Source organism: Azoarcus sp. DN11 (assembly GCF_003628555.1).
Taxonomy (GTDB): domain Bacteria; phylum Pseudomonadota; class Gammaproteobacteria; order Burkholderiales; family Rhodocyclaceae; genus Aromatoleum.
The window spans coordinates 2,641,542-2,668,232 of sequence record NZ_CP021731.1 but is presented as its reverse complement, the minus strand read 5'-3'; the positions used below and the strand labels follow the sequence as shown (position 1 = coordinate 2,668,232).

The following is a 26,691-nucleotide window of genomic DNA, read 5'->3' as shown; positions in this document are numbered from 1 at the left end:
CTCAACAAGGCGGGGCGCATCTCATTGATACCCGTCAAATCCGGGGGCGAACACGCGATCCGGGAGTTCGGGTTTCCTGCGAGGGAGATTTCCATGAATCGATTCTCGTCGTCACCTCTGACCGAGCCTGGCGTGCGCGCAGGCCGACGGAAGCGCTGGCGGGGCTGCGTCGCCGCCACGTGCTCGCTGATCGTGTCCTTCGGCCTTCCCCCCGTCGCAGACGCGCAGACGATCGTGCGCAGCGAAGCGGGGCCGGTCCGTGTCACCGAAGTCGCGAGCGGGCTGGAAACGCCCTGGTCGCTCGCCTTCCTGCCCGACGGAAACATGCTGGTCACCGAACGCCCGGGACGTCTGCGCCTCGTTTCGCCCGATGGAAAGCTTTCCGCGCCGATCCTCAACGTTCCCCGGGTCCATGCCGTGGGGCAGGGCGGCTTGCTCGACGTCGTCATCGGCCCGAACTTCACCCGCGACCGGCTCATCTGGCTCTCGTTCGCACAGCCGACGTCCAAGGGCGCGCGCACGGCGGTCGCTCGCGCACGGCTGGACGACACTGCCCGCAGCCTGCAGAACGTCGAGATCGTCTTCGCCCAGCGTGAAGACCCCGATGGCCGCAACCACTGGGGATCGCGCCTGGTGTTCGACCGCGAAGGGAACCTCTTCGTCACCCTCGGCGACCGCTTTTCCTACCGGGACAGCGCGCAGGATCTCGGGAGCCACCTCGGCAAGATCGTCCGGATCCGCCCCGATGGCGGCATCCCGCCGGACAATCCCTTCGTCGGCAAGGCCGGTGTCCAACCGGAAATCTGGTCCTACGGCCACCGCAACGTCCAGGGTGCCGCGCTGCACCCTGTCACCGGAAAATTGTGGGCACACGAGCATGGACCGCAGGGCGGAGACGAGGTGAATGTGGTCCGCGCCGGCGGCAACTACGGTTGGCCGGTCATCACCTACGGGAAAGAGTACGTCACCGGATTCAGCATCGGCGAGGGGACGGAACGGGCCGACGTGGTGCCGCCCGTCCGCGTCTGGATCCCCTCCATCGCGCCGTCCGGGATGGCGTTCTACACTGGCGACGCGTTTCCGAAATGGAAGGGCAGCCTGTTCGTCGGTGCGCTGCGCGGCCAGTTGCTTGCCCGGCTCGAGCTGGACGGGGAGAAGGTCGTCCGGGAGGAGCGCCTGCTTACCGAGCTGGGCAAGCGGATTCGCGACGTACGCCAGGGGCCCGATGGCAAGCTCTACCTCCTCGACGAAACCGACGGCCGGATCCTGCGGCTCGACCCCGGCTGAGCGGGGCATCGCGAATCAGGCGGCCGTGGCCCGCTCCGCGAAACGCCCCGGCACCGGCGCGATCCTGCGCGCCGCGTAGTCGAAGAACACGAACCCGATCTTGGCCCGGGCAACCTCCCGCCCGCTGTCGCGATCGCGCACGCGGGAGACGAGATCGGCGCCGTACTTGTTGAAATCGTCCGCCGCCATGTCGAAGACCAGCGTCTCTCCCTCGAAGGCTTCGGAAACGTACTGGATGGCCATGTCGGCGACAATCGTTCCGACCCCCTCGACGTTCTCCTGCGTGTAGCCCAGGCTGGCGAAATAGGCGATGCGCGCTTCGGAGAGCAATACCGCCAGCTGCGCGTTGTCGACATGGCCGGCCCAGTTGACGTGATGTGCGAGCACCGGGATTTCGGTCGCGAACGTGAAACGCGCGGGCAGGTCGATCTTGATTCGTGGCATGTGAATATCGCTAAAGAGTTTGCGCTCCGGTCCGTAATCATTATACGGAGCACTCCCCGGCGGCGATGTCCGCAGATTTCGCGGCGCACGGGTGGCCGACGGCCCGCATGGCGCGTCGCAGCGTCGTTCCATCGGTGGCGGGATGCAAAATGTGTCAAACTGAATAAAGCCTTGGTAAGCCGGCGACAATCATCGCCCTTGTCCCGTACCGCCATGAAAGCGGAGCATGTCGTGACCAACGAACATTTATCGCGCCAGACCGGAGTCCCCGACGCATTCCGTCCGCATCAGGGTGTCCTGCTCGAATGCCGCGACTTCGTCGGTCAGCGCGTGCGCGAGGCGCTCGCGCGGTCGGTCGGCGAGCTTCGCGACGAACTGCAGGCACGTCGATTGGCCGCGAAGAACGCCGAGGAAGCCCAGAAGCTGATCGAGTTGCAGGCACTGCTGCACACCATCGGAGCAGAAATCGACCGCACTTTCAGCACCGGCTTCGAGGACCAGTTCCAGGAGCGGGCCAAGACCTCCAGTGTCGCGAGCACCTTCTACGAGGACGGGAGCGAGATGGGTTTCTTTCCAGAGCTCAAACTGGTCGACGAGACCGAAATCGACACCACGATCGCCGTGAAGAACCTCGCCACGCGCCTCGAACGGGCGTGCGAAGCGGAAAACCAGGACCTCCAGACCCGGGTCGCCTTCATGCTCGGCGAAAACGACATCGATGGCGCCGCGAATCCGATCGGGCCGGCGGCGATCTGCGAGGCGCTCAAGAACATCTGCTGGGAGCAGGACGCGTCGGGCGGGCTGCGCGCGACCGCGCTCGAACTCCTGGTCGGCCGGCTGGCCGGAGAGATGTCGACCGTCTATCACGATGTCAACGCGCTGCTGGTGGCGCGGCGCGTCATGCCCAACGTTCGCCCCCGGGCGCGCCGCGGCAAGGCCTCGCAGCGGATGGCCGCGCGCAAGGGCGCGCTTCCCGGAGAACCCGATCCATCGGACCTCGTGAAGCAGATCTTCACGGCCAAGGCAGCTGCGGTCGAAAAAAGCGACTGGAGGCAGCGCACCGGAACGCCGGACCTCATGCAGTTGCTGAACGGCCTGCAGCAGGGGCAGGGCGACCTGCAATTCGGTGGCCAGAGCTTTGCCCTACCGGCCGACGTGGACGCGACCGGCAACATCATCAGCGCACTGATCGAGGCCGGGCTCAGCAAACAGGCAAACTCCATCGACGGCATCGTCATCGATGTCGTCGCCACCCTGTTCGATTACATCTTCGACGACTCGCGCGTCCCTGACGCGATGAAGGGGCTGATCGGGCGCCTGCAGATCCCGGTGCTGAAGCTTGCCATGATGGATCACGGCTTCTTCTCCAACCGCACCCATCCGGCGCGCCGCCTGATCAATTCGCTCGCGCAGGCGAGCGTGACCTGGGACGGACCGTTGGCTGAGGACAGCTCGCTGTACCGCGCCGCCGAAGGCGCCGTCGTCCGCATCCAGAACCAGTTCGCCGAAGATGCGAGCGTGTTCGCGTCCTGCCTGCAGGAGTTCGAGAACTACCTGACCGAGCAGGAGCGCTATGCCGACGAACGTGCCGCGACCCTGACCGAGCGCCTCAAGGAGCGCGAACGCATCGACCTCGCCCGCAAGATCGGGGAGGACGCGATGGCCGATCATCTCGCGAACGAGGAGCTTCCTGCCGCCGTGCGGGACTTCATCCGCGACATCTGGACGCGGGTGCTTGCACATGCAGCGCTCGAGAGCGGCGCCACGAGCACGCCGCCGACCAATAGCGAACGCTGGACCAACGCCATCACCGCAATCGCCGATCTGGTGTGGAGCGTCCTGCCCAAGCGGAGCATGGAAGAGCGCCAGCGCATGGTGAAGCAGCTTCCGGTGATGCTGCGCAACCTGAAAGCGGGAATGACGGCAGCGGCGATCGACGAGGTGCGCCAGAAGGCGTTCTTCTCCGAACTCGTGCAGTGTCATGCCGCCGCGCTGAAGGCCCCGCTCGTCGCTGCGCCACCGCCTGCGCCCCCGCCGCCACCGAATGCGCCGGCACGCCGGGCCGGGCCCTTGCCGGGGCTTCAGCCCATCGGCGACGATCCCACCCCGGAAATGCTCGAACTCGACCTTCTCACCCGCGGCAGCTGGGTCGAACTCAGGGACGAATCAGGCGAAGTGCGTCGCGTGCGCCTCACCTGGATAAGCCCCGCGCGCACCATGTACCTGTTCGCCAATCGCCAGGGGCAGCGCGCGCTAGCCCTGACGCGCGCAGAACTCACGCGGCGCTTCGCCAGCGGAGAGGCGTCGACCGCCGACCAGGAACCGCTGCTCGACCGCGTCGTGGACGACGTACTCGACGAGTTGCGAGGCTGAACGTGGCGCGGACAGGGCCAGCCGGCGGCGCGCACTGCCGCGAACCGGAACTGCAAGACAGCAAGAGAGAACCATGCAGGCGCGCTCCGGCGCCATCGATATGGCAACAACGCCAGCCGCCTGCGCATCACTAGAGGGAACGTGAATGAATTCAGCCAGCAACCAGCGTGATCGCGGACAGGTGACCGGGAACATCCGCGACTTCCTGCTCGCTGCGGATGAACTCCCGAGCCCGCGCGGCGCCGCGCTGAAGCTGATCGAGCTCGCCCGCGACCCCGAAGTCCGCATCGACGCCGTCGTGCGCGTGATCCGCTCGGACCCCGCCCTGTCCGGCTTCGTGTTGCGCGCGGCGTCCGCCGCCCGCTTCGGCCGCACCGAGCGCTCGCTCGATCTCCAGCAGGCCGTGATCCGCCTGGGCATGAACATCGTGCGCGCCCACGCCGTCGCGTTGTCGCTGGTCGCGAACCGGCCGAAAGTGACCTCGAAGCGCTTCAACTACAACGCTTTCTGGACCGCGTCGCTCCTCAATGCGGCGGTGATGGAGGCGCTGGCCGCCCACCGCGGCGACCTGCCCGCTTCCGAAGCCTTCACGCTGGGGCTGCTGAGCGAGATCGGCACGCTCGCCTTCGCCACGGCTGCGCCCGCGACCTACGACCTCACCCTGGAGCAGGCCGCGCGCAGCGCCGATCCGGTCGAAACCGCCGAGATCGCGACCTTCGGTTTCGACCGCCACGAACTATCGGCCGTCCTCCTCGCGGATTGGGGTATTCCGACGGCGCTCGCCGATGTCGTGTATTGGCAACGCGATCCCGAAGGCGGTGGCTTCGATCCCGATTCGCGCTCCTACCGCCTCGCTTGCGGCCTTCAGCTGGCGACCCGGCTTTCCGAGACCTGCCTGGCCGCGCAGCCTGATGCCGAGACCGTGGGCACGGTCTATCTGCGCGCCGCCATTCTCGACCTGACGCCGGAAGAGACGCGCAGACTGGCCACGGATGCGCTGGCGGAACTGCCGGTCTGGACGGACCTGGTGCGCCTGCCCAGACCCGTCATCGCAGCCCTGCCATCGTCGTGGGTCGATTGAGGCTTTTCCTCAGAGTACCTTCAGCAGGTCGTTGCGCAGATCCTCCGCCCGGCGCCGACCCGAGCGGCTTTCCACGATGAGCCGATACCACTCGGGGTAGAGGTCGCGCAGATTCTCGTGCGAATCCGCCGAGTTGATGTGACTCATCAGCGAGATCGGGCCGTACAGGCTGCAGAAGTTCTTCAGCGTATTGATCATGAAGTTCCGCGCCATATCGAGCTCCTTCGCGTTGCGTGCCTCGGGCAGTTCGCGAAACGCCGTGATCGAGGGCAGGCGATCCATAGGCTCCTGGCTGGCCGCGGAAGGCGACTGGCACACTTCGATCATCCCGAGTTCCTCGAGCGATCCCAGCGTATGTGTCAGATCGTCCGCGGCGACCAGCTCGCGCAGCTCGCTGACGGTGCGCCGGCCATCGACCAGAATCAGCACCCTGCGCACGCGCGGCGACAGCCCCCCGCTACGGCTGACGAACTCCTCCTGTCCCTTCGCCGTCTTCGCGAAAATCACTCCCATTGATTGTCTCCTGATTATTCTTTCGGCAACGTCCGTCGAGGGACGTCAAGGAATATTTTGGCACGATTGATGACAAGGCGGCGAGGCTGCGGGCGCTCACCGGTCAGTGGCGCCAGCGATGCGGCATATGACGCGCAGTCGCAGGTGCGAATAGGCTCCCGCGCTTGACGAAAGAATTCCCGTCCCACTACAATCGCGCCTCTTCGCCACACTGGGCGGTTAGCTCAGCGGTAGAGCACTGCCTTCACACGGCAGGGGTCACTGGTTCGATCCCAGTACCGCCCACCAGTCGATGACGAAGACGCACGGAATACCGGGCGGTTAGCTCAGCGGTAGAGCACTGCCTTCACACGGCAGGGGTCACTGGTTCGATCCCAGTACCGCCCACCACAATGCAAGGCCCTGGAGCTTCGGTTTCAGGGCTTTTGTTTTTTTGCGTGCGGATTCCGCTGCCTTGCCTCCCGTGCCGTGGATGCGGGCCGATGGCGTAGAATCCGCGTCTTTAGATCCGGTCCCGAGTTCCCACCGATGGCTTCCAACGTTCGCACCCGTTTCGCCCCCAGCCCCACCGGCTACCTCCACATCGGCGGCGCGCGTACCGCGCTGTTCTCGTGGGCGTTTGCGCGCCGGCACGGCGGCACGTTCATCCTGCGCATCGAGGACACCGATGTCGCGCGCTCGACGCCCGAGGCGGTGCAGGCGATTCTCGACGGCATGGTCTGGCTGGGGCTCGACGCCGACGAGGGACCGATCTATCAGATGCAACGCATGGACCGGTACAAGGAAGTCATCCAGCAGATGCTGGCGGCCGGCACGGCGTACTACTGCTACACATCGCCCGAGGAACTCGACCGCATTCGCGAGGAGCAACGCGCCCGGGGGGAGAAGCCGCGCTACGACGGCCGCTGGCGGCCCGAGCCGGGCAAGGTCCTGCCGACGCCGCCGGAGGGCGTGCAGCCGGTGGTGCGCTTTCGCAACCCGGCGGAAGGCGTGGTCGCCTGGGACGACCTCGTCAAGGGGCGCATCGAGATTGCGAATGCCGAACTCGACGACCTCGTGATCGCCCGTGCCGACGGCACGCCGACCTACAACTTCTGCGTCGTTGTCGACGACCTCGACATGGGGATCACGCACGTGATCCGCGGCGACGACCATGTCAACAACACGCCGCGCCAGATCAACATCCTGCAGGCACTCGGCGCGCAGGTGCCGCTGTACGCCCACCTGTCGATGATCCTCGGCGACGACGGCACCAAACTGTCGAAGCGGCATGGCGCCGTCAGCGTCATGCAGTACGACGACGACGGCTATCTGCCTGAAGCGGTCGTGAACTACCTCGGCCGCCTCGGCTGGAGTCACGGCGACGACGAGATTTTTTCGCGCGAGCAATTCGTTGAGTGGTTCGACCTTGATCACATCACCCCCTCGGCCGCGCAGTTCAACACCGAAAAGCTCAACTGGCTGAACGCGCACTACATCAAGCAGGCCGACAACGCCCGCCTTGCCGGCGAAGTCTCGCGCCGGCTTGCCCGCCGCGGTGTCGATCCCGAAACGGGACCTGAACTGGAGTCGGTCGTCGCGCTGTACAAGGAACGTGTCGCCAATCTCAGCGAACTGGCAGACTCGGTCGAGTTGTACTGCGTCGAGGTCCATCCGGCGCCCGAACTCATCGCGCAGCACCTGAGCGAGGTAGCACGCATCGCGCTTGCGAGCCTGAAGGCGCGCTTCGAATCCGCGCCGTGGGAGAAGGCCACGCTCAACCAGGCCATCAAGGATACGATGGCCGAACATGGCTTGAAGATGCCCCAGGTTGCCATTCCGCTGCGTGTGGCAACGCTGGGCGTCGCGCAGACGCCGGCGATCGACGCCGTACTCGAAGTGCTCGGGCGCGACCGCGTACTGGCCCGGATGGCCCGCTACGTCTGACGTTCGTTTGCGGCGGCCGTTTCAACCGGCCGCAAAGCATTCCGTGAAGTGCCGATCCCGCAAGGTGCGCGCGCGCAATTCGTGGTCGCGCTTGTAGCGGTTGCGTTTCACATGCATCCGCGCATCGGCTTCCGCGCGCTCTGCACGCTCGACGTAGCTCGCACAACGCGTTTCATGGGACTGCCGTTCCGTGTCGCGCAGATCCTGTTGCGCTTGCGCGCTACGCCTTGCGGCTTCCCGTTCCGCCTCGATGGCCTCGACGAAGCGCCGCTCCTTGCGAGCCCGCTTGTGCGCCGCCGCGCGCTCTCCCGGTTCGGGGTCGTGTGCGCGCAGTTCGATGCGATCGCCTTCAGTCGGGCAGGGGAGGGCCTGATAGGTGGCGCGCCCGCCGTCGGAAGCGCACTTGAATACCTGGCCGGAGTGCGCGGGTTGTCCGAATGCGAGGGCAGCCGAGAAAAGAATGGGGAGAACGGCTCGTGTTCGTTTCATGTAATTCATGCGCCGGCAAAAAATCCGGATGATGCCATATGCATCATCCGCGATGCGAGATCCGTTTCCCAGACGCTTGACCGCGAATTTCTGCGGTTTGTACGAATGCCCGACGCGACGTTTGCATGTTGCAATCCGGCCCGACCTTGCGCACTATAATTCATCGGCACTTTATTGCCGTTTACAAGGATGGCCCCAAATGTCCAACGATGAAAATTCGTCGCGCCTCAAGCGTCCGGATCTGTCGGTAGAGGAAAACAACTACCTGCTGATGCTCGGCGACCGCATTCGCGACTTGCGCGCGCAGCGGGGAATGACGCGCAAAATGCTGGCGCAGCAGTCGGGCGTGTCGGAGCGCTACCTTGCCCAGCTGGAAACGGGGCACGGCAACATCTCGATCATCCTGCTGCGGCAGATCGCACAGGGCCTCGGTTTTCCGATCGTCGATCTTGTGCGCGAGGAACCCGAGCAGTCGCCGGAGCTGACACTTCTGATCCAGTACCTGGGTCGCTTCCCGCCCAAGACGCACGAATGGGCGCGCCGCTTGCTGCAGAGCGAACTGGAGTCGAACGGGCGCACAGCAAGACGGCAGCGCATTGCGTTCATCGGGCTACGCGGGGCGGGGAAGTCGACGCTCGGCACGATGCTCGCCGACCATCTCGACGTACCTTTCCTCGAACTGGCGAAAGTGATCGAGCAGGAAGCGGGGGCGGACCTGTCGGAAATCTTCTCGCTCTACGGCCAGTCGGCTTATCGGCGCTACGAGCGGCGCGGGCTGGAATCCGTGGTCGCGAACAACGAGTCCTTCGTCCTCATCGCCGGCGGCAGTATCGTCTCCGAGCCGGCCAACTTCGACCTGTTGCTGTCGTCGTGCTTCACGATCTGGCTGCGCGCGTCGCCTGAAGAGCATATGGCGCGGGTGATGGCGCAGGGCGATTACCGCCCGATGAACGGGAACCAGGAGGCGATGGACGATCTCAAGCGCATCCTGGCCGGCCGCACGGCGATGTACAGCAAGGCCGATGCGATCATCGACACTTCGGGCCGCACGGCCGAAGAATCCTTCCTCGACATCCTCGAAGTCCTGAGCCGCTGATCCGGCGGCCTGCGCGCCATTCGGACCCGTGCGCGTGCCGAATGAAACAGGGCGCGCGCTGACACGCCCCGCTCGCCGACACCTCCCCTGACCCCTCCGCCAGCCGGGTTTGCGCTGCAACATCCCGCCGGCGAGGCGGGTTTGTCGCCGGCTGCCGCATGCCCTGAAGTCCCACCGGCTTTCACGGCGCCGCTTCCGGCGCGGTCCGCAACGCCATCTGTCGTGCCTGCCTGCGCCGTGCGCTGCTGCTGCAATGCAGCAAATTGCATGTTAATTGTGCACTGCAATGCAATTAACTGCAATTTGGCCCACTGAAAATGCAGTCCCGTGCATATCAACCTGCCAGTCGTTTGATTTAGGTCAACATCGCATGCACTCCAGTGCGTAACATGCGACATCATGCAGGGCCGGAACAATAATGCAGCAAGCGCGGAGTCGGGGAACGGATCCGCGAACACATCAGAGGAGATAGTTCGATGAGCGATGGTTTGTTCGACCAGTTCAAGACCTGGTACGAGAAGCGCCACGATTATGCACGCGACTGGAAGGCGCGGACAGGTGGCCAGGTGGTGGCAACGATGTGCACCTATACGCCCGAAGAGCTGCTGATCGCCGCCGGCATGCTGCCGGTGCGCGTCCTCGGCGCTCACGAGCCGCAGAACGTGACCGAGCCGCACATCTTCGGCATGTTCTGTCCGTTCTGCCGCGATTCGCTCGCGCAGGGCCTGCTGGGCCGCTTCGACTACGCCGAAGGCGTGACGCTGACCCAGTCGTGCATCCAGTATCGCCAGACCTTCGGTTCCTGGCGCCTGCACGTCCCCACGGTGAAGTGGGACTACTACGTGCCGATGCCCAACGAAGTCCAGTCGCAGCATTCGCGCAAGGCTCACTACGAGGAAGTGCAGTCCTTCCGCGTGTTCCTGCAGACGCTGACCGGCAAGGAAATCACCGACGCGATGCTCAAGGATGCGCTGGCCGTGTGCGACGAGAACCGCCGCCTGCTGCGCGAACTGTATGAGCTCCGCAAGGAAGCCGACCCGAAGGTGACCGGCGTCGAAGCCCTGTATGCATCGCTGACCGCGCAGTTCATCGACAAGCGCGAGCACAACGAGATGCTGAAGAAGGTGCTCGCTGCGCTGCCGACCCGCAAGGTCGAGCGCAAGACCGGTGCCCGCTTCATGACCATCGGTTCCGAGAACGACGACGTCGCGTTCATGGGTATGGTGGAGTCGGTTGGTGCAACCATCGTCGTCGATGACCAGTGCTCGGGCAGCCGCTACTTCTGGAATGCCTCGAAGCCCGAAGGTGATGTCATCAAGGCGATTGCCGAGCGCTATTGTGATCGTCCGGCCTGTCCGACGAAGGATTACCCGACGCACACCCGCTTCGATCACGTTCTCGGTCTGGCAAAGGACTACGGCGTTCAAGGCGCGATCTTCCTGCAGCAGAAGTTCTGCGATCCGCACGAGGGCGATTACCCGGATCTGAAGCGTCATCTCGAGGATAACGGGATTCCGACGCTGTTCCTGGAATTCGACATCACCAATCCGATCGGGCCCTTCCGCATCCGTATCGAGGCATTCCTCGAGACGCTGAGCGAAGAAGAGCTGTTCTGAACTGACGGGAAAGAGGGGTAAACGCCATGGCAAATCTGTATCCGACCGAGCCGCTGAAGCTCTGGAAGAAGGCGAAGGAGCTTCGCGAGCAGTACTACATGAACTACGCCCGTGCGAAAGAGAAGGGCGGCATCCGCTGGTCCGGCTCGGCCTGGGCGCTCGACGCCGTTCCCGCCGGCCTCGGCGAGGATGTCTATTCGCTGACCGGCGAGCCGTACGCCGCTGCCGTTGCCCACGACCGCAAATTCGCCAAGGAGTGCATGGACGCGGCCGAAGCCTACGGTTTCGCCCGTGACCTGTGCTCGTACATGCGGATCTACTGGGGCGGCATGCACCTGAACAAGTACGCCTTCGGCGGCGAGTTCCCGAAGCCCGATTTCGTGTTCCAGACGCAGATCTGCTGCTCGCACTCCAAGTGGTACCAGCACGTCGCGAAGGAAGAGAAGATCCCCGAGTTCTACCTGGACGTCGGCGTCGGTCCGTACAAGGACATGACGGACGCCCGCCTGGACTATGTCGCCAACCAGCTGCATGACGGCATCGAATTCGTGCAGAAGGCCACCGGGCGCGAGTTCAGCGACGAGCTGTTCATCGAGGCAGTCAAGAACGAGATGCGTTCGACCTCCCGCTGGGCGGATATCTGCGCGCTGAACAAGGTCAAGCCGGCGCCGCTCGACGAGAAGACGATGTACTCGCTGTACGTGCTCTGCACGCTGTCGAAGTCCTCGAAGTGGTGCGCCGACTTCATGGACGAGCTGTACGAGGAAGTGAAGGATCGCGTCGCCCGTGGCATCGCCGCAGTGCCGAACGAGACCATCCGTCTGATGACGGACACCCAGCCGCCCTGGTCCTTCCTGAAGATCTTCCGCTACCTCGAAACCTACGGTGCGGTGTCGATCGGCTCGCTCTACACCTTCGCCCTCGAAGGCATCTGGGAAGAGAAGGCCGACGGTACCTGGGGTGGTCGCACGCTGCCGTGGAACAAGGGCATCGAGATCAAGGATCGCGACACCGCCGTGCGTCTGTACGCCGACTGGAACCTGTCGAAGCCGCAGTGGCAGCACTTCTACGATCCGCGCATCAAGAGCGAAATGATGATGCGCATCATCAAGGAATGGCAGGTCGACGGCGTGATGCTGCACCTGAACCGCGGTTGCGAAGGCCTGTCGGTCGGCATCATGGAAAACCGCCTCGCGATCGCGAAGTCGGGCACGCCGGTGATGACGTTCGAAGGGAACATGGGCGACGAGCGCGAATTCGACGAAGTGCGTACCCAGGCACGTGTCGACGCCTTCATGGAACAGCTTGGGGTGCGCCGTCAGGCCGCCTGATCCGAAACAGAGCCAAGAGGAGACGAGAATGATTACCGCTGGAATCGATATGGGCTCCCGCAGCGTCAAGGTGGTGCTGCTGGAACAAATCAAGGTTGAAGGTGCCAAGGAGCCAAGCTTCGCGGTCAAGAAGGCTCACCTGATGATGCCGGGTGACCTCGACGCCGATCAGGCTGCCGAGAAAGCCTTCGACACTGCGCTCGCCGAAGCCGGAGTGAGCCGTGATCAGGTGAAGTCGGTCTTCGCGACGGGCGCCGGCCGCGGTCAGGTGGCCTTCGCGACCGAAGGCGTCACCGAGATGACCGCCGGCGCACGCGGTGCGGTGTTCATGTACCCGCAGGCTCGCACGGTGGTGGACGTCGGCGCCGAGGAAGGTCGCGGCATCAAGACCGACTCGGACGGCAAGGCGGTCGACTTCGCCGGTAACGAGAAGTGCGCCGCGGGCGCCGGTTCCTTCGCCGAGGCGATGAGCCGCGCGCTGCAGCTGTCGCTCAAGGAGTTCGGCGAGGCGAGCCTGAAGTCCGACAAGAGCATCCCGATGAACGCGCAATGCACGGTGTTCGCGGAGTCGGAGGTGGTGTCGCTGATCCACTCCTCGACGCCGAAGGAAGACATTGCGAAGGCCGTGTTGGACGCGGTGGCGAGTCGCGTGTGCGCGATGGTGCGTCGCGTCGGCATCGAAGGCAACGTCGTGCTGATCGGCGGCATGGGCCACAACCCCGGCTTCGTCCAGTCGCTGAAGAATGCGATGGACGTCGAAGAGGTTCTTCTGCCTGAACTGCCCGAGTTCGTCAGCGCCCTGGGTTGCGCGCTGATTGCAGCCGAACGAGTGCACTGAACCGACACGCGAACAGATACGGATTAAGGAGCGATCAAATGAATGCAGAAGTTGCTGCCGCCACCGCCGCCCCCGAGAAAAAGGAATTCTGGCGCTGGCAGGAAAACACCTGGTTCGACGAGACGAAGAACTGGAAGGACGCCAAGATCATCACCTGCGGCATCGACGTCGGTTCGGTGTCCTCGCAGGCGGTGCTGGTGTGTGACGGCGAGCTGTTTGGCTACAACAGCATGCGCACCGGCAACAACTCGCCGGACTCGGCCAAGAATGCGCTGCAGGGCATCATGGACAAGATCGGCATGAAGCTCGAGGACATCAACTATGTCGTCGGCACTGGCTACGGCCGGGTGAACGTGCCCTTCGCCCACAAGGCGATCACCGAGATCGCGTGCCACGCCCGCGGCGCGAACTACATGGGCGGCAACAAGGTGCGCACCATCCTCGACATGGGCGGCCAGGACTGCAAGGCCATCCACTGCGACGACAAGGGCAAGGTCACGAACTTCCTGATGAACGACAAGTGCGCGGCCGGTACCGGGCGCGGCATGGAAGTCATCTCCGACCTGATGCAGATCCCCATCGCCGAGCTGGGCCCGCGTTCGTTCGACGTCGACGTCGAGCCGGAAGCCGTGTCGTCGATCTGCGTGGTGTTCGCGAAGTCCGAGGCGCTGGCGCTCCTGAAGGCCGGCTACACGAAGAACAAGGTGATCGCCGCGTACTGCCAGGCGATGGCCGAGCGCGTCGTGAGCCTGCTGGAGCGGATCGGCGTGGAAGAAGGCTTCTTCATCACCGGCGGCATCGCGAAGAACCCGGGCGTCGTGAAGCGGATCGAGAAGCTGCTGGGCATCAAGCAGCTCGAGACTAAGATCGACAGCCAGATCGCCGGCGCGCTGGGTGCCGCGCTGTTCGGCTACACGCTGATGCAGAAGCAGGCCGCCAAGTAATTGGTGCCGGGGCCGCGGTGCTCCGCAAGGGCGCCGCGGCGCAATGAATCCAGGAGAGGGAAATGATCGCGAACTACGGTTACAAGGACGGTTCCGGCGAGTACTACATCAGCATCGACACGGACAAGTGCATCGACTGTGCGGCCGAGCGGGCTTGTCTGAAGGCCTGTCCGCAGCAGATGTTCGAAATCATCACCGATGACTACGACGACGAAGTGGCGTGGGTGAAGAAGGAGAAAACGCGGGCGCTCGCCTATGACTGTGCCGCGTGCAAGCCGGCGGGCGGCTACACCAGCCTGCCCTGTACCTCCGCCTGTACGCCGGGCGCGATCAAGCATTCCTGGTAAGGAGTAGACCATGTTCCCGGCGATGACGGAGGGTTCCAAGATGAGCACGAAGAAGACGATCCCGATCAAGCTGGCCGGCGCCGCGCGCGAAGAGGACGTCGAGGATCGCCTGTTGCGGGAAGGCTGGAAGCGCCTGACGACGATCGGCGAGCCGCGGCTGTCGGAAATCGCCGAAGCGTACCGGGGCATGGGCTTCGAGGTGCACGTCGAGAGCTATCAGACCGAAGGTGACGGCTGCACGACCTGCCTCGACACCGACCAGGAAATGGGGAAGATCATCGGTACGGTGTACACGCGCCGCTCGACGAAGCCCCAGCAGGAAGACGAACTGTTCTGAGAGGCGGCGACGCGAACGGACGCGGAACTGCCAACCAAAGGAGATAGGTAAATGTCTGATCAGAAGCGTGTGATGCGGGTGCTGAAGAAGGAAGACCTGAATGCGATCGTCGAGATCGACGCAGCAGGTTCGAAGCAGAATCGCCGCGATTACTACGAGCGCAAGCTTGAAGGGATCCTGAACCCGACCCACAACATCAATTCGTCGCTCGTGTGCGAGATCGACGGCAAGATCGCCGGTTTCGTGATGGGCGACGTGTATTTCGGCGAGTTCGGCATTCCCGAGTCGACCGCGACGATCGACACGATCGGCGTCGATCCGCGCTTCCAGAACCGCGGCGTGGCGAGCGAGCTGCTCGACCAGTTCATGATGAACATGAAGGCCGCGGGCGTGAAGAAGGTCTACACGCTGGTGAACTGGGACGACTTCGCGCTGGAGAAATTCTTCTCCCGCCAGCGCTTCTCGCCGTCCAAGCGCATCAACCTCGAGTACACCGTTTCCTGAGCGGCCAGGCCGGCGCGCGGAGTCCGTCCGATGTGGATCGATTGCCATTGCCATACCAAGTACTCCTACGACAACTGGCTGGAGCCGGTGGATCTGATCCGCCGTGCGAAGGCGCTGGGACTCGACGGAGTCTGCATCACCGAGCATTACTCGTACGAAGCGTCGCGGCCGGTCGAGCAGGTCGCGCGCGACGAGGGTTTCCTGGTGCTGCGCGGCGTGGAGATCGCAACCGATCGCGGGCACATGCTGGCGTACGGTATGCAGGATGACGGCTGGAACATCTGGGGGCGCGACAATTACCTCCCGATGAACGACGTCATCGAGCACATCAACAGCATCGGCGGAATCTGCGTGCCGGCCCATCCGTTCCGCGAGGTCGGCGTGGCCAGCCTGCTGCACGGCCTGCTCGACCTCACCGGGATTGCCGCCGTGGAAACGCATAACGGCGGCAACCTCGACAGCGACAACGATCTGGCAATCAGTGCCGCTCGCCACATGGCCCTGCCTGCGCTGGGCGGCAGCGATTGCCACAAGACGATTGCGGTCGGCCGGTGCGCGACGAAGTTCTCGCAGACCGTCACCGACATGGCGAGTTTCATTGCCGCGGTGCGGGCAGGAGCGTGCCAGGGGAGTTATTACCCGGGTTACCAGCAGCTCGCACAGGCAGCATAAGAACCGACCGGGCACACGCTAAGCCCGGAGCAGAATAGAGGACGAGAGAGACATGGAAGCCGTGCAGACATCGGAAATCAGGTGGTGGAAAGCGAGCAAGCCGGTCGGAATGACCGAGTTCGGCGCGCCGGTGAAGCTGACGATCGACGGCGTGGAGATCGAGGCGCCCGCGGGCGCGTCGGTGCTGAATGCCGCAACCGCCGCAGGTCTCTACATTCCGGCGCTGTGCGCGCACCCCGATCTGCCGCCTGCCGGTCAGCGCGGCGCGGGGGACGGCGGCTGTAATCTGTGCATGGTCGAGATCGATGGCACGGACGGCCTCTCGAAGGCCTGTTCGACCACCGTCACGGCCGGCATGACCGTGACGACGAAGTCCGCAGCGATCCAGGAGGTGCGCCAGAAGAATCTCGCGAAGATCCTCGGCCCGCACCCGCACGTCTGTCTCACCTGTCCGCAGCGCGACGGCTGTTCGCGCTCGCAGTGCTCCTACGGCAATCCGCAGGAAACGCGCTGCTGCACGATCTTCTCGTCCTGTGAGCTGCGCAAGGTCTCCGACTATATCGGCATTCCGAACACCACGCCGCCGTACAAGCCGGTGCAGTTGCCGATCATCAAGGACGAGCCGTTCTTCGACCGCGACTACAACCTCTGTATCGACTGCCGCCGCTGCCTCGTCGCCTGTAACGACGTGCGCGGCGTGGGCTGTCTCGAAGTGAAGGAAGTCGAGACGCCGCAAGGCACGCGCACCTATGTCGGCACGATCGCGCCGACGCTGATCGAATCCGGCTGTACCTTCTGCCAGGCCTGTGTGACCGTGTGCCCGACCGGCGCGCTGATGGACCGCACGCTCGACCCCGCGAAGCGCGAGGAGTCGATGGTGCCGTGCCGGAATGCCTGTCCCGCCGGCATCGACGTGCCGCGCTACGTGCAGCTCGCCGCCGAAGGCAAGTATGGCGAGGCGATCGCCGTGGTGCGCGAAAAGCTGCCGTTCCCGGGCATCCTCGGCCGTGCCTGTTTCGCGATGTGCGAATCGGCCTGTCGCCGCAAGGATCTCGACGATCCGCTGTCGATCCGCAACCTCAAGCGCATCGCCGCCGACAACGACACGGGGATCTGGCGCGAACACGCGAAGAAGCTGCCGGCGACCGGCAAGAAGGCCGCCGTGATCGGCGCCGGCCCGGCCGGTCTGACGGTGGCGTACTACCTCGCGAAGCAGGGCCACGGCGTAACCATCTTCGACGCGCAGCCGGCCGCCGGCGGCATGGCGCGCTACGGCATCCCGTCCTACCGCGTGCCGGCAGAAGTCATCGACAACGAGGTCGCGGAAGTCTCGGCCCTGGGCGTCGAGTTCCGCTTCGGCGCCAAGGTCGACAGCGTCGATACCCTCTTCAACGATGGGTATGGTGCAGTGTTCGTCGGCATCGGCGCGCAGGGCGGCGACAAGCTGGGCATCCCCGGCGACGACCTGCCGGGCGTGGTCGACAGTCCGACCTACCTGAAGGCCGTGACGATGGGCCTCGTGAATACCCCCGAGGGCATCCAGACCGGCAAGAAGGTCGCGGTGATCGGCGGCGGCAACGTCGCGACCGACAACGCGCGTTCCTCGCGCCGCTTCGGTGCCGAGGTCGACATGGTGTATCGCCGCACCCGCGAAGAGATGCCGGCGCGCCTGGAGGAATTCGAGGGCTGCGTGGAGGAGGGCGTGAATATCCGCTACCTGCTCGCGCCGAAGAAGATCGAGCCGGGCACCAACGGCTTCCGCCTGCAGATCACCTACGCCAAGATGGCGCTGGGCGAGGCCGATGCCTCCGGCCGCCGCAAGCCGGTCGAGACCGGCGAGGAAGTCGTCGAAGGCGTGGATCTGGTGATCGCCGCGATCGGCCAGTTCCCGAAGCGTTTCGAAGGCTTCGGCGTCGAGACCGACCGCAAGGGCCGCATCACGGTGCGCGAGGATTCGATGCTGACGAGCCGGCCGAAGGTGTATGCCGGCGGCGACTGCGTGCTCGGACCTTCGACGCTGATCGAGTCGGTCGCGCAGGGCCGGGTGGCGGCTTCCGCGATGGACATCGTGCTGGGCGGCGATGGCGACATCTCCGAAGTGCTGCTGCGCGACGGCTGGGAGACCAGCCCGTACATCGGCCGCAAGAAAGGCTTCAACAAGATCCGCAAGTTCCACCCGATCATGCTGGCGCCCGAGCAGCGTACCGGCTGGGACGAGGTCGAGCTGGGCTTCGACGACGCGACGGCGCGGGCGGAGGCGGCCCGCTGCTTCAAGTGCAACCTCGCGCCGAAGATCGCCGAGGCGGTGCTGCCGCCGGAGTCGTCGCTGAAATTCGACGAGGCGACGATCGCGTCCGTGCCAACCGAATCTGGCGTGTTCCAGTTGCTTGACGGCGACAAGAACGTGCTGATGATCAAGGGTGTGGAGAACCTGCGCGCCGGGTTGATGGAGCAGCTTGAACGCGGGGGCGACGCGACGAACTTCGTGTTCGAGGAAGCCGCGCTCTTTACCTCACGCGAAAGCCAGATGATCCAGGCCTACCTGCAGCAGTACGGAAAGATGCCGGGCGGCGGGTCGGACGAGCTCGACGATTTGTTCTGATCGGAGGCCGCCATGGGACAGGTCATCGATTTCTGGTCGGCGGAAGAAATCCGCCCGGCCGTCAAGCCGGAAGCCAAGTGCCGGTGCACGAATTGCGGCGCGGATCTGTGGCACATCCGCTGCGACGGTGAGGTGTGCTGCGCGGACTGCGACGCGGTCTGCTCGTACCGGCTGCAGATGAAGAACGAGAACTGAAGTACGAAACGCGCAAAACGAACGAGAACGAGGAGAGACACGAGATGAGTAGTGCGCAATTCCAGTTCATCACTTACGGCGTGGCCGACGGCCTGGCGACGCTGACGATCAACCGCCCGCCGTTCAACGTCCTCGACATCCCGACGATGGAGGAGATGAACGTCGCGCTGGACCGCTGCCTTGCGGACAACAGCGTGAAGCTGCTGATGATCACCGGCGCGGGGGAGAAGGCTTTCTCGGCCGGCGTGGAGGTGGCGGACCACACGCCGGACAAGGTCGATCGCATGATCGAGGTGTTCCACGGCATCTTCCGCCGCCTGCAGCAGCTGCCGATCCCGACGCTGGCCGCGGTGAATGGCGTGGCTCTGGGTGGCGGCATGGAAGTGGGGATCGCATGCGACATGCTCGTCGCGGCCTCCAACGCGAAGTTCGGTCAGCCCGAGATCAAGCTGGCGGTGTTCCCGCCGATCGCCGCGGTGCTGCTGCCGCGCCTGGTGCCGCCGGCGCGTGCGCTGGAACTGCTTCTCGGGGGTGAGAACATCGGCGCCGACGAGGCGAAGGCGATCGGGCTGGTGAACCGGGTGTTTGCGAAGGAGACGTTCGCCGCCGACGTGCAGGCTTTCGTCGCTCCGTTCCTGACACTTAGCCGTGCAGCACTGGCGAGCACCCGCAAGACGATCCGTGCGGTGGCGGACAAGCCGTTCGGTGCGGCGCTCGATACCGCCGAGAACATCTACCTGAAGGAATTGATGAACACCGACGACGCGAAGGAAGGGCTGGCTGCCTTCCTCGAGAAGCGGAAGCCGGTGTGGAAGAACAGCTGACCGGCGCTTGTGCCGGCGGCCCGCTCCCGTCGAGGCGTGTTCCGCGCCTCGTTGGCACAAGCGGACGCTTCGGCACGAAACACGCCTCGACGGGAGCTGCTGCGTGGCTTCTCGTGAATCGTGCAGAAAATGACCTTGTTGTTGAGCGAATTAATAGAACAGTGGGAGACGAAGCGTGATTCCTGAATTCATCGATACCTGGCAGATGACCGAGCCGGGCAAGCTGCAGAAGACCCGTGTGCCGATGCCCGCGCTGGGCCCGGGCGACGTCGTGGTGAAGATCGCCGGCTGCGGCGTCTGCCACACCGACCTGTCGTACTACTACATGGGTGTGCCGACGGTGCAGAAGCCCCCGCTGTCGCTGGGCCACGAGATCTCGGGCACGGTGATCGGTGGCGAGCCGTCGATGATCGGCAAGGAAGTGATCGTGCCGGCTGTGATCCCGTGTGGCGAGTGCGAGCTGTGCAAGACGGGCCGCGGCAACCGTTGCCTGTCGCAGAAGATGCCGGGCAATTCGATGGGCATCTACGGCGGCTACTCGAGCCACATCGTCGCGCAGTCGAAGTACCTGTGCGTGGTCGAGAACCGCGGCAGCACGCCGCTCGAGCATCTCGCAGTCGTGGCCGATGCGGTGACCACCCCTTACCAGGCCGCGGTGCGCGCCGACCTGAAGAAGGACGACCTGGTGATCGTTATCGGCGCCGCGGGCGGCGTCGGCAGCTTCATGGTGCAGACCGCGAAGGGCATGGGCGCGAAGGCCGTGATCGGCATCGACATCAACGAAGAAAAACTGACGATGATGAAGGACTTCGGGGCCGACTTCATCATCAACCCGAAGGACAAGAGCGCGAAGGACGTCAAGGAGCTGTTCAAGGGCTTCTGCAAGGAGCGCGGCCTGCCGTCGAACTACGGCTGGAAGATCTTCGAGGTCACCGGCAGCAAGCCCGGCCAGGAGCTCGCGTTGTCGCTGCTGTCCTTCACCGGCAAGCTCGTGATCGTCGGCTATGGCACGGCGGAGACGAACTACATGCTGTCGAAGCTGATGGCCTTCGATGCCGAGATCATCGGCACCTGGGGCTGCCCGCCGGACCGCTACGCCGCCGTGCGCGACATGTGCCTGGACGGCCGCATCAAGCTCGGGCCTTTCGTCGAGACGCGTCCGATGAGCCAGATCGAGCAGGTGTTCGACGAGGCGCACCACGGCAAGCTCAAGCGGCGCGTCATCCTGACGCCCGATTTCTGATCACGCACACCACTGGACAAAACAGGAGACATCTCATGGCACTCGATTGGCTGCCCCGCGACAACGAAACCAAGGATCACGCCCTGCTCGGTCACGAGCATTTCGGCACCGAGGCGCCCTCGGTCATCTTCGAAAAGCGTCCGGTGACGGACCCGCAGGGTAATCAGGTTCCGGGCCTGTACTCCGCGTGGATCATTCTCAATAACCCGAAGCAGTACAACTCCTACACGACCGAGATGGTCAAGGGCGTCATCGCCGGGTTCCAGCGCGCCTCCGGGGACCGCACGGTCACCGCGGTGGTGTTCACCGCGGTGGGCGACAAGGCGTTCTGCACCGGCGGCAACACCGAGGAATACGCTTCCTACTATGCCCGCCGCCCGAACGAGTACGGCGAGTACATGGACCTGTTCAACGCCATGGTCGACGGCATCCTGAACTGCAAGAAGCCGGTGATCTGCCGTGTGAACGGCATGCGCGTCGGCGGCGGCCAGGAAATCGGCATGGCCACGGACATCACCATCACGTCCGACATGGCGGTGTTCGGCCAGGCCGGCCCGAAGCACGGCAGCGCGCCGGATGGCGGCTCCACGGACTTCCTGCCGTGGATGCTCAACATGGAAGACGCGATGTACAACTGCATCTCGTGCGAGCCGTGGAGCGCGTACAAGATGAAGTCGAAGAACCTCATCACCAAGGTCGTGCCGGTGCTGAAGAGCAAGGGCGGCGAATGGGTCCGCAACCCGCTCGTCCGCACCGATGCCTACGTCGATGACGGCGAGCTGGTGTACGGCGAGCCGGTCGCGGCCGACAAGGTCCAGGCGGCGAAGGAGCTGATCGGCCAATGCACGACCGATTTCTCGCGCCTCGACGCGGAAGTCAATGCGCTCGTGTGGAAGTTCACGAACCTCTTCCCGCAGTGCCTGATCAAGTCGATCGACGGCATCCGCGGCAAGAAGAAGTTCTTCTGGGATCAGATGAAGCTCGCGAACCGGCACTGGCTCGCGGCCAACATGAACCACGAGGCGTACCTCGGCTTCACCGCCTTCAACAACAAGAAGGCGACCGGCAAGGACGTCATCGACTTCATCAAGTTCCGCCAACTCGTCGCCGAAGGCGCCATGTTCGACGACAACTTCGCCGAGCAGGTCCTGGCGAAGCCCAAGGCCTGATGCCTGGGCGGCTAAACGTTTCATAAGGTCTCTCCCTTCCCGGGGTGGTGGATGCGGCATCGGCCGTCTCTTCCCACCCCGGCCTTTTCGCTACCGGGGGGAGCATTGCAGTTCACCGGCGGATCGACGACCGCCATGCAGTGATAGGGGACTCGCATGCAGTTGAAAGACAGGGTCGCAGTCGTGACCGGAGCGGGGCAGGGCATCGGGGCGGCCGTTGCGAAGGCCTATGCAAAAGAGGGGGCGAAGGTTGCCGTGATCGACCTCGATCAGGCAACGGCGGACCGCGTGGCCGGACAGATCGTCGAGGCCGGCGGACAGGCGATCGGCGTGGCATGCAATGTCGCGGATCGCGAACAGGTCGAGGCGATGGCCAGCAAGGTCAACGCGCAGTGGGGCCGCATCGACATCCTCGTCAATAACGCCGGCATCACGCGCACGGCGATGCTCAACAAGATGACCCCGGACCAGTGGAATCAGGTGCTCGCCGTGCATCTCACGGGGGCATTCAACTGCCTGCAGGCCGTGGTCGGCGGCATGATCGAGCGCCAGTACGGGCGCATCATCTACGTGACGTCCACCGCCGGCGTGCTCGGCACGATCGGGCAGATCAACTACAGCGCGGCCAAGGCCGGCGTGCTCGGCATGACCAAGAGCACCGCGAAGGAGCTCGCGCGCTACAACATCACCGCGAATGCGATCGCACCGGGGGCGGCCACGCCGATGACCGAGACGATCCGCACGGACGAACGCTTTAAGGAAAAGTACCTCGACCGCATTCCGCTCGGACGCTGGGCGGAGCCGGAGGAGATCACGCCGGTGTTCGTGTTCTTCGCCTCGGACGCGGCGAGCTACGTGACAGGACAGATACTGGCAGCAGACGGTGGAATGACGATTCACTAGATTCCGCCGCCGCAAGGAGATGCCAGACCGACACGAACGACAAGGAGAGGAGGAGAAAATGGCAGAGCTAAGCGTCGCGGATCAGAGCGTCAGCCCGCCGCGAATCACGATCCCGCGCGAATACAACGCCGCGCACGACCTGATCGAGCGCAATCTGCGTGCAGGGCGGGGCGGCAAGACCGCGGTCATCGACCAGGCGGGCAGCTACACGTATGCGGAGCTCGCCGAGCGCATCGACCGCTTCGCCCATGCCCTCGGGGAAATGGGCATTCGCATGGAAGAGCGGGTACTGTTGTGCCTGCTCGACACGGTCGATTTCCCGACCGCGTTCCTCGGCTGCATCAAGGCGGGCGTGGTGCCCATTCCGGTCAACACGCTGCTGACGGCTTCCGACTATACGTACATGTTGCGCGACAGCCGGGCCCGCGGACTGGTGGTGTCGTCCGGTGTACTGCCGGCTTTCGCCAGTGCGATCGAAGCCAGCCCCTTCATCAAGCACGTCATGGTGTCCGGAGGCGATGCGGGGACACGCGGCGGTCATCTCGATTTCAACGAACTCATCGCCGCACCCCGTCCGCCCTACGAAGCGGCGCCCACCTGTTGCGACGACCCCTGTTTCTGGCTCTATTCGTCCGGCTCGACCGGTGCGCCCAAGGGTACGGTGCACCTGCACTCCAGCCTCATTCACACCGCGGAGCTGTATTCGAAGCCGATCCTGGGCGTGCGCGAGGATGACGTGATCTTCTCGGCGGCGAAGCTGTTCTTTGCCTACGGCCTCGGTAATGGCCTCACCTTCCCGTTCGCGGCCGGGGCCACCGCCGTGCTGATGGCCGAACGGCCGACGCCGGACGCCGTCTTTCGCGTGCTGCGCCAGCATCAGCCCACCATCTACTGCGGAGTGCCGACCTTGTTCGCGTCGATGCTCGCCAGCCCGGCGCTCCCCGGGCGGGAAGAGTTGTCGATCCGCCGCTGCTCCTCGGCCGGCGAGGCCCTGCCGGCTGAAGTAGGCAAGCGCTGGACCGAGCATTTCGGCGTCGAGATCCTCGACGGACTCGGGTCGACCGAAATGCTGCACATCTTCCTGTCGAACCGCGCAGGCGACGTGCGCTACGGCACCAGCGGCAAGCCGGTGCCCGGATACGAACTGCGCCTGATCGGCGATGACGGGCAGGAGGTTGAACCGGGCGATGCCGGCGAGCTGCAGGTGCGCGGGCCCACCACTGCTGCGCTGTACTGGAACAACCGCGCGAAAAGCCGCGAAACCTTCATCGGCCATTGGATGCGCAGCGGCGACAAGTACAGCCAGGATGCGGACGGCAACTTCGTGTACGCCGGCCGCAACGACGACATGCTCAAGGTCGGCGGCATCTACGTTTCGCCGATCGAAGTCGAATCGGCGTTGATCACTCATGCTGCAGTGCTAGAAGCGGCAGTAGTCGGAAAGGCCGATGATGATGGCCTGATCAAGCCGCTGGCTTTCGTCGTGCTGAAACCGGGCCGCATGCCTGCGGCGGATCTTGCGGATGAGCTGAAGCTTCACGTGAAGACCAAGCTTGCGCCATACAAGTATCCGCGCTGGCTCGAATTCGTGGAGGAGTTGCCGAAAACGGCGACAGGGAAGATCCAGCGATTCAAGCTGCGCACGCTGTCAGGGGCGTAGATCCCGCAGCGCACTCATAAGTAGAGCCGCTCAAGCGGCCTAACCAAAGGAGGAGTGTGAAATGGAGCAAGGATTCAATCGCCGTCGTTTCCTGCTGTCCACAGCCGGTATTGCGGGTGGGCTTGCCCTGCCCGGAGCACCGCTTTTTGCTCAGAGCGCCAACAAGATCCGCGTCGGCCTGATGCTGCCGTACACCGGGACTTACGCGTCGCTGGGCAACGCGATCACCAACGGATTCAAGCTTGCCGTGGAGCAGAGCGGCGGCAAGCTCGGTGGACGCCAAATCGAGTACTTCACCGTCGATGACGAGTCGGACGCGGCGAAGGCGCCCGAAAATGCCAACAAGCTGATCAAGCGCGACAACGTCGACGTCCTGATCGGCACCGTGCATTCGGGCGTGGCGCTCGCGATGACGCGCGTCGCGCGCGAGACGAAATCGCTGCTGATCGTCCCGAACGCCGGCGCGGACGAGATCACGGGCCCGCTGTGCTCGCCCAACATCTTCCGCACCTCGTTCTCGGCGTGGCAGCCTGCCTACGCGATGGGGCAGGTGATGGCCGAGAAGAAGCACAAGAACGTCGTCACGCTGAGCTGGAAATATTCCTTCGGCGAGCAGTCGGTCGCGGGCTTCAAGGAGGCGTTCGAGAAAGCGGGCGGCAAGGTCGTGAAGGAAATGTACCTGCCGTTCCCGAACGTCGAGTTCCAGCCTTACCTCACCGAGATCGCCGCGCTCAAGCCCGACGCCGTGTTCGTGTTCTTCGCGGGCGGTGGCGCGGTGAAGTTCGTGAAGGACTACGACGCCGCCGGTCTCAAGAAGACCATCCCGCTTTACGGCTCGGGCTTCCTCACCGACGGCACGCTGGAAGCGCAGGGCGATTCCGCCGAAGGCATCCTGACCACGCTGCACTACGCGGACGGGCTCGACATCGCCAAGGACAAGGCCTTCCGCACCGCCTACGCGATGGCGTTCAGGATGCAGCCGGACGTGTATGCCGTGCAGGGCTATGACGCGGCGCAGCTGTTCGCGGCGGGACTTGCTGGGGTCGGCGGTGACGTCACGAAGCGCGAGGGGCTGGTCGCGGCAATGGAGAAGGCGACGATCGACAGTCCGCGCGGGCGCTTCACGCTGTCGAAGGCGCACAACCCCGTGCAGGACATCTATCTCCGCAAGGTGGAGGCCAAGCAGAACAAGGTTATCTCGGTCGCCGCGAAGGCGCTGGCCGATCCGGCGCGCGGCTGCCGGATGTAACCCGGTTGCCAGCCCCGGCGGGGCGTGCGCGGGCGCGACGTAGAGGGACGCCCCCGCGCAGTACACGCCCCGCCGGCGCGGCACCACTGCTTCTTCAGGTGGCGTTCGCCCTCGTGGCGGCGCGCGCCCGATCCGGCTCACCTTCACGCGGGCGCGAGCTGCGCCCGGAGGGACACGGCGATGGATTTCTCGACCTTCCTGATCCAGTTGCTGAATGCGCTTCAGTACGGCCTGCTGCTGTTCCTGGTGGCCAGCGGACTGACGCTCATCTTCGGCATCATGGGCATCATCAACCTTGCCCACGGCAGCTTCTACATGATGGGCGCCTACATGGCGTTCTCGCTGACCGCACTGTCGGGCAACCTGCTCGTGGCCGTCATCGTTGGCATCGCGCTCAGCGCGCTGATCGGCTTCCTGCTCGAATGGGGGCTCTTCAGCAGGCTCTACAAGCGCGACCACCTAGACCAGGTGCTGCTGACCTACGGCCTGATCCTCATCTTCGAGGAACTGCGCAGCCTGATCGTCGGTGACGACGTGCACGGCGTGCCGATCCCCGAGCTCCTGTCGGCATCGATCCAGTTGAGCGAAACCCTCAGCTACCCGGTGTATCGGCTGTTCATGTCCGGCGTGTGCATCCTGCTCGCCGCGCTCATGTACTGGCTGATCCGCTACACGCGGCTCGGGATGATGATCCGCGCGGGCAGCTCCAACCGCGAGATGGTGCAGGCGCTGGGCATCAACATCGACCTGATCTACCGCATCGTGTTCGGCCTCGGTGTCACGCTCGCGGCCTTCGCGGGGATACTCGCGGCGCCGGTATCGTCGGTGTATCCGGGCATGGGCAACCAGGTGCTGATCATCTGCTTCGTCGTCGTCGTGATCGGCGGCGTCGGATCGGTGTGGGGCGCGCTCGTCGCGGCGCTGCTGATCGGCCTGACCGACACCTTCGGCAAGGTGATCGCGCCCGACTACGCGGGGCTGGCCGTGTATGTGCTGATGGCCGCGGTGCTGCTGTGGCGGCCCGAAGGCATCTTCCGGAGGATCTGAC

25 protein-coding genes and 2 tRNA genes are annotated in these 26,691 nt (G+C 64.4%); 24 read left to right on the top strand and 3 right to left on the bottom strand.

Annotated features, from left to right (window positions below; genetic code table 11):
- Positions 1–93 precede the first annotated feature (93 nt).
- Positions 94–1,287: a PQQ-dependent sugar dehydrogenase gene (locus CDA09_RS12210; RefSeq protein ID WP_121428947.1), complete on the top strand. Its 1,194-nt coding sequence runs from the start codon at positions 94–96 to the stop codon at positions 1,285–1,287.
- 15 nt (positions 1,288–1,302) lie between these two features.
- On the opposite strand, the gene CDA09_RS12205 is transcribed toward CDA09_RS12210, so the two are convergent.
- Positions 1,303–1,731: an acyl-CoA thioesterase gene (locus CDA09_RS12205; RefSeq protein ID WP_121428946.1), complete on the bottom strand. Its 429-nt coding sequence runs from the start codon at positions 1,729–1,731 to the stop codon at positions 1,303–1,305.
- A gap of 231 nt (positions 1,732–1,962) precedes the next feature.
- On the opposite strand from CDA09_RS12205, the gene CDA09_RS12200 reads away from it, so the two are divergent.
- A complete protein-coding gene (locus tag CDA09_RS12200) occupies positions 1,963–4,104 on the top strand; it encodes a DUF1631 domain-containing protein (protein WP_286164102.1) in 2,142 nt (713 codons plus the stop codon).
- 145 nt (positions 4,105–4,249) lie between these two features.
- Positions 4,250–5,185 (top strand): HDOD domain-containing protein, encoded by a 936-nt coding sequence (locus tag CDA09_RS12195; protein WP_121428944.1) that lies wholly within the window; start codon positions 4,250–4,252, stop codon positions 5,183–5,185.
- Positions 5,186–5,194: 9 nt separating this feature from the next.
- Here the strand turns inward: CDA09_RS12195 and CDA09_RS12190 are convergent, their stop codons facing one another.
- On the bottom strand, positions 5,195–5,698 hold the full coding sequence (locus CDA09_RS12190; RefSeq protein WP_121428943.1) for a hypothetical protein: 504 nt from the start codon (positions 5,696–5,698) through the stop codon (positions 5,195–5,197).
- 213 nt (positions 5,699–5,911) lie between these two features.
- On the opposite strand from CDA09_RS12190, the gene CDA09_RS12185 reads away from it, so the two are divergent.
- From CDA09_RS12185 to gltX, 3 genes are all read left to right on the top strand, one after another.
- Positions 5,912–5,986 (top strand) — tRNA-Val (locus tag CDA09_RS12185).
- Between the two features lie 27 nt (positions 5,987–6,013).
- A tRNA-Val gene (locus CDA09_RS12180) sits at positions 6,014–6,088 on the top strand.
- A gap of 138 nt (positions 6,089–6,226) precedes the next feature.
- Positions 6,227–7,624: a glutamate--tRNA ligase gene (gltX, locus tag CDA09_RS12175; protein WP_121428942.1), complete on the top strand. Its 1,398-nt coding sequence runs from the start codon at positions 6,227–6,229 to the stop codon at positions 7,622–7,624.
- A gap of 21 nt (positions 7,625–7,645) precedes the next feature.
- Here gltX and CDA09_RS12170 read toward each other — a convergent pair whose 3' ends face one another.
- On the bottom strand, positions 7,646–8,113 hold the full coding sequence (locus CDA09_RS12170; RefSeq protein ID WP_128106567.1) for a hypothetical protein: 468 nt from the start codon (positions 8,111–8,113) through the stop codon (positions 7,646–7,648).
- Between the two features lie 199 nt (positions 8,114–8,312).
- Here CDA09_RS12170 and CDA09_RS12165 point away from each other — a divergent pair, with 199 nt between their 5' ends.
- The 18 genes from CDA09_RS12165 to CDA09_RS12080 all read left to right on the top strand — a co-directional run bounded on the left by CDA09_RS12165 (position 8,313) and on the right by CDA09_RS12080 (position 26,690).
- A complete protein-coding gene (locus CDA09_RS12165) occupies positions 8,313–9,209 on the top strand; it encodes a helix-turn-helix transcriptional regulator (protein ID WP_121428940.1) in 897 nt (298 codons plus the stop codon).
- 476 nt (positions 9,210–9,685) lie between these two features.
- On the top strand, positions 9,686–10,825 hold the full coding sequence (gene bzdN, locus CDA09_RS12160; protein ID WP_121428939.1) for a benzoyl-CoA reductase, bzd-type, subunit N: 1,140 nt from the start codon (positions 9,686–9,688) through the stop codon (positions 10,823–10,825).
- Between the two features lie 26 nt (positions 10,826–10,851).
- A complete protein-coding gene (gene bzdO, locus CDA09_RS12155) occupies positions 10,852–12,156 on the top strand; it encodes a benzoyl-CoA reductase, bzd-type, subunit O (RefSeq protein WP_121428938.1) in 1,305 nt (434 codons plus the stop codon).
- A gap of 28 nt (positions 12,157–12,184) precedes the next feature.
- Positions 12,185–12,994: an acyl-CoA dehydratase activase gene (locus CDA09_RS12150; protein ID WP_121428937.1), complete on the top strand. Its 810-nt coding sequence runs from the start codon at positions 12,185–12,187 to the stop codon at positions 12,992–12,994.
- 38 nt (positions 12,995–13,032) lie between these two features.
- Complete coding sequence (bzdQ, locus tag CDA09_RS12145) at positions 13,033–13,938, top strand: benzoyl-CoA reductase, bzd-type, subunit Q (RefSeq protein ID WP_121428936.1); 906 nt, start codon at positions 13,033–13,035, stop codon at positions 13,936–13,938.
- Between the two features lie 62 nt (positions 13,939–14,000).
- The gene (locus CDA09_RS12140) at positions 14,001–14,285 is read left to right on the top strand and encodes a ferredoxin (protein ID WP_121428935.1); all 285 of its coding nucleotides are present in this window, start codon (positions 14,001–14,003) and stop codon (positions 14,283–14,285) included.
- Positions 14,286–14,325: 40 nt separating this feature from the next.
- Positions 14,326–14,622 carry a hypothetical protein gene (locus CDA09_RS12135; RefSeq protein WP_286164101.1) on the top strand — a complete coding sequence of 99 codons (297 nt, stop codon included), beginning with the start codon at positions 14,326–14,328 and terminating at the stop codon, positions 14,620–14,622.
- Positions 14,623–14,673: 51 nt separating this feature from the next.
- Positions 14,674–15,126, top strand: a complete 453-nt coding sequence (locus CDA09_RS12130; RefSeq protein ID WP_121428933.1) for a GNAT family N-acetyltransferase — start codon at positions 14,674–14,676, stop codon at positions 15,124–15,126.
- Positions 15,127–15,156: 30 nt separating this feature from the next.
- Positions 15,157–15,798 carry a CehA/McbA family metallohydrolase gene (locus tag CDA09_RS12125; RefSeq protein ID WP_121428932.1) on the top strand — a complete coding sequence of 214 codons (642 nt, stop codon included), beginning with the start codon at positions 15,157–15,159 and terminating at the stop codon, positions 15,796–15,798.
- Positions 15,799–15,850: 52 nt separating this feature from the next.
- The gene (locus CDA09_RS12120; RefSeq protein ID WP_286164100.1) at positions 15,851–18,400 is read left to right on the top strand and encodes an FAD-dependent oxidoreductase; all 2,550 of its coding nucleotides are present in this window, start codon (positions 15,851–15,853) and stop codon (positions 18,398–18,400) included.
- A gap of 12 nt (positions 18,401–18,412) precedes the next feature.
- Positions 18,413–18,595, top strand: coding sequence for a hypothetical protein (locus CDA09_RS12115; protein WP_121428930.1), 183 nt, complete (start codon positions 18,413–18,415; stop codon positions 18,593–18,595).
- Between the two features lie 44 nt (positions 18,596–18,639).
- Complete coding sequence (locus CDA09_RS12110) at positions 18,640–19,419, top strand: enoyl-CoA hydratase/isomerase family protein (RefSeq protein WP_121428929.1); 780 nt, start codon at positions 18,640–18,642, stop codon at positions 19,417–19,419.
- 175 nt (positions 19,420–19,594) lie between these two features.
- A complete protein-coding gene (had, locus tag CDA09_RS12105) occupies positions 19,595–20,662 on the top strand; it encodes a 6-hydroxycyclohex-1-ene-1-carbonyl-CoA dehydrogenase (RefSeq protein WP_121428927.1) in 1,068 nt (355 codons plus the stop codon).
- A gap of 35 nt (positions 20,663–20,697) precedes the next feature.
- Positions 20,698–21,831, top strand: coding sequence for a 6-oxocyclohex-1-ene-1-carbonyl-CoA hydratase (gene oah, locus CDA09_RS12100; protein WP_121428925.1), 1,134 nt, complete (start codon positions 20,698–20,700; stop codon positions 21,829–21,831).
- A gap of 156 nt (positions 21,832–21,987) precedes the next feature.
- Complete coding sequence (locus CDA09_RS12095) at positions 21,988–22,734, top strand: SDR family NAD(P)-dependent oxidoreductase (RefSeq protein ID WP_121428923.1); 747 nt, start codon at positions 21,988–21,990, stop codon at positions 22,732–22,734.
- A gap of 58 nt (positions 22,735–22,792) precedes the next feature.
- A complete protein-coding gene (locus CDA09_RS12090; RefSeq protein WP_121428921.1) occupies positions 22,793–24,394 on the top strand; it encodes a benzoate-CoA ligase family protein in 1,602 nt (533 codons plus the stop codon).
- A 61-nt stretch (positions 24,395–24,455) separates the two neighbouring features.
- Positions 24,456–25,643 (top strand): ABC transporter substrate-binding protein, encoded by a 1,188-nt coding sequence (locus CDA09_RS12085; protein ID WP_121428920.1) that lies wholly within the window; start codon positions 24,456–24,458, stop codon positions 25,641–25,643.
- A gap of 180 nt (positions 25,644–25,823) precedes the next feature.
- Complete coding sequence (locus tag CDA09_RS12080) at positions 25,824–26,690, top strand: branched-chain amino acid ABC transporter permease (RefSeq protein WP_121428917.1); 867 nt, start codon at positions 25,824–25,826, stop codon at positions 26,688–26,690.
- The last annotated feature ends 1 nt before the right edge of the window (position 26,691 follow it).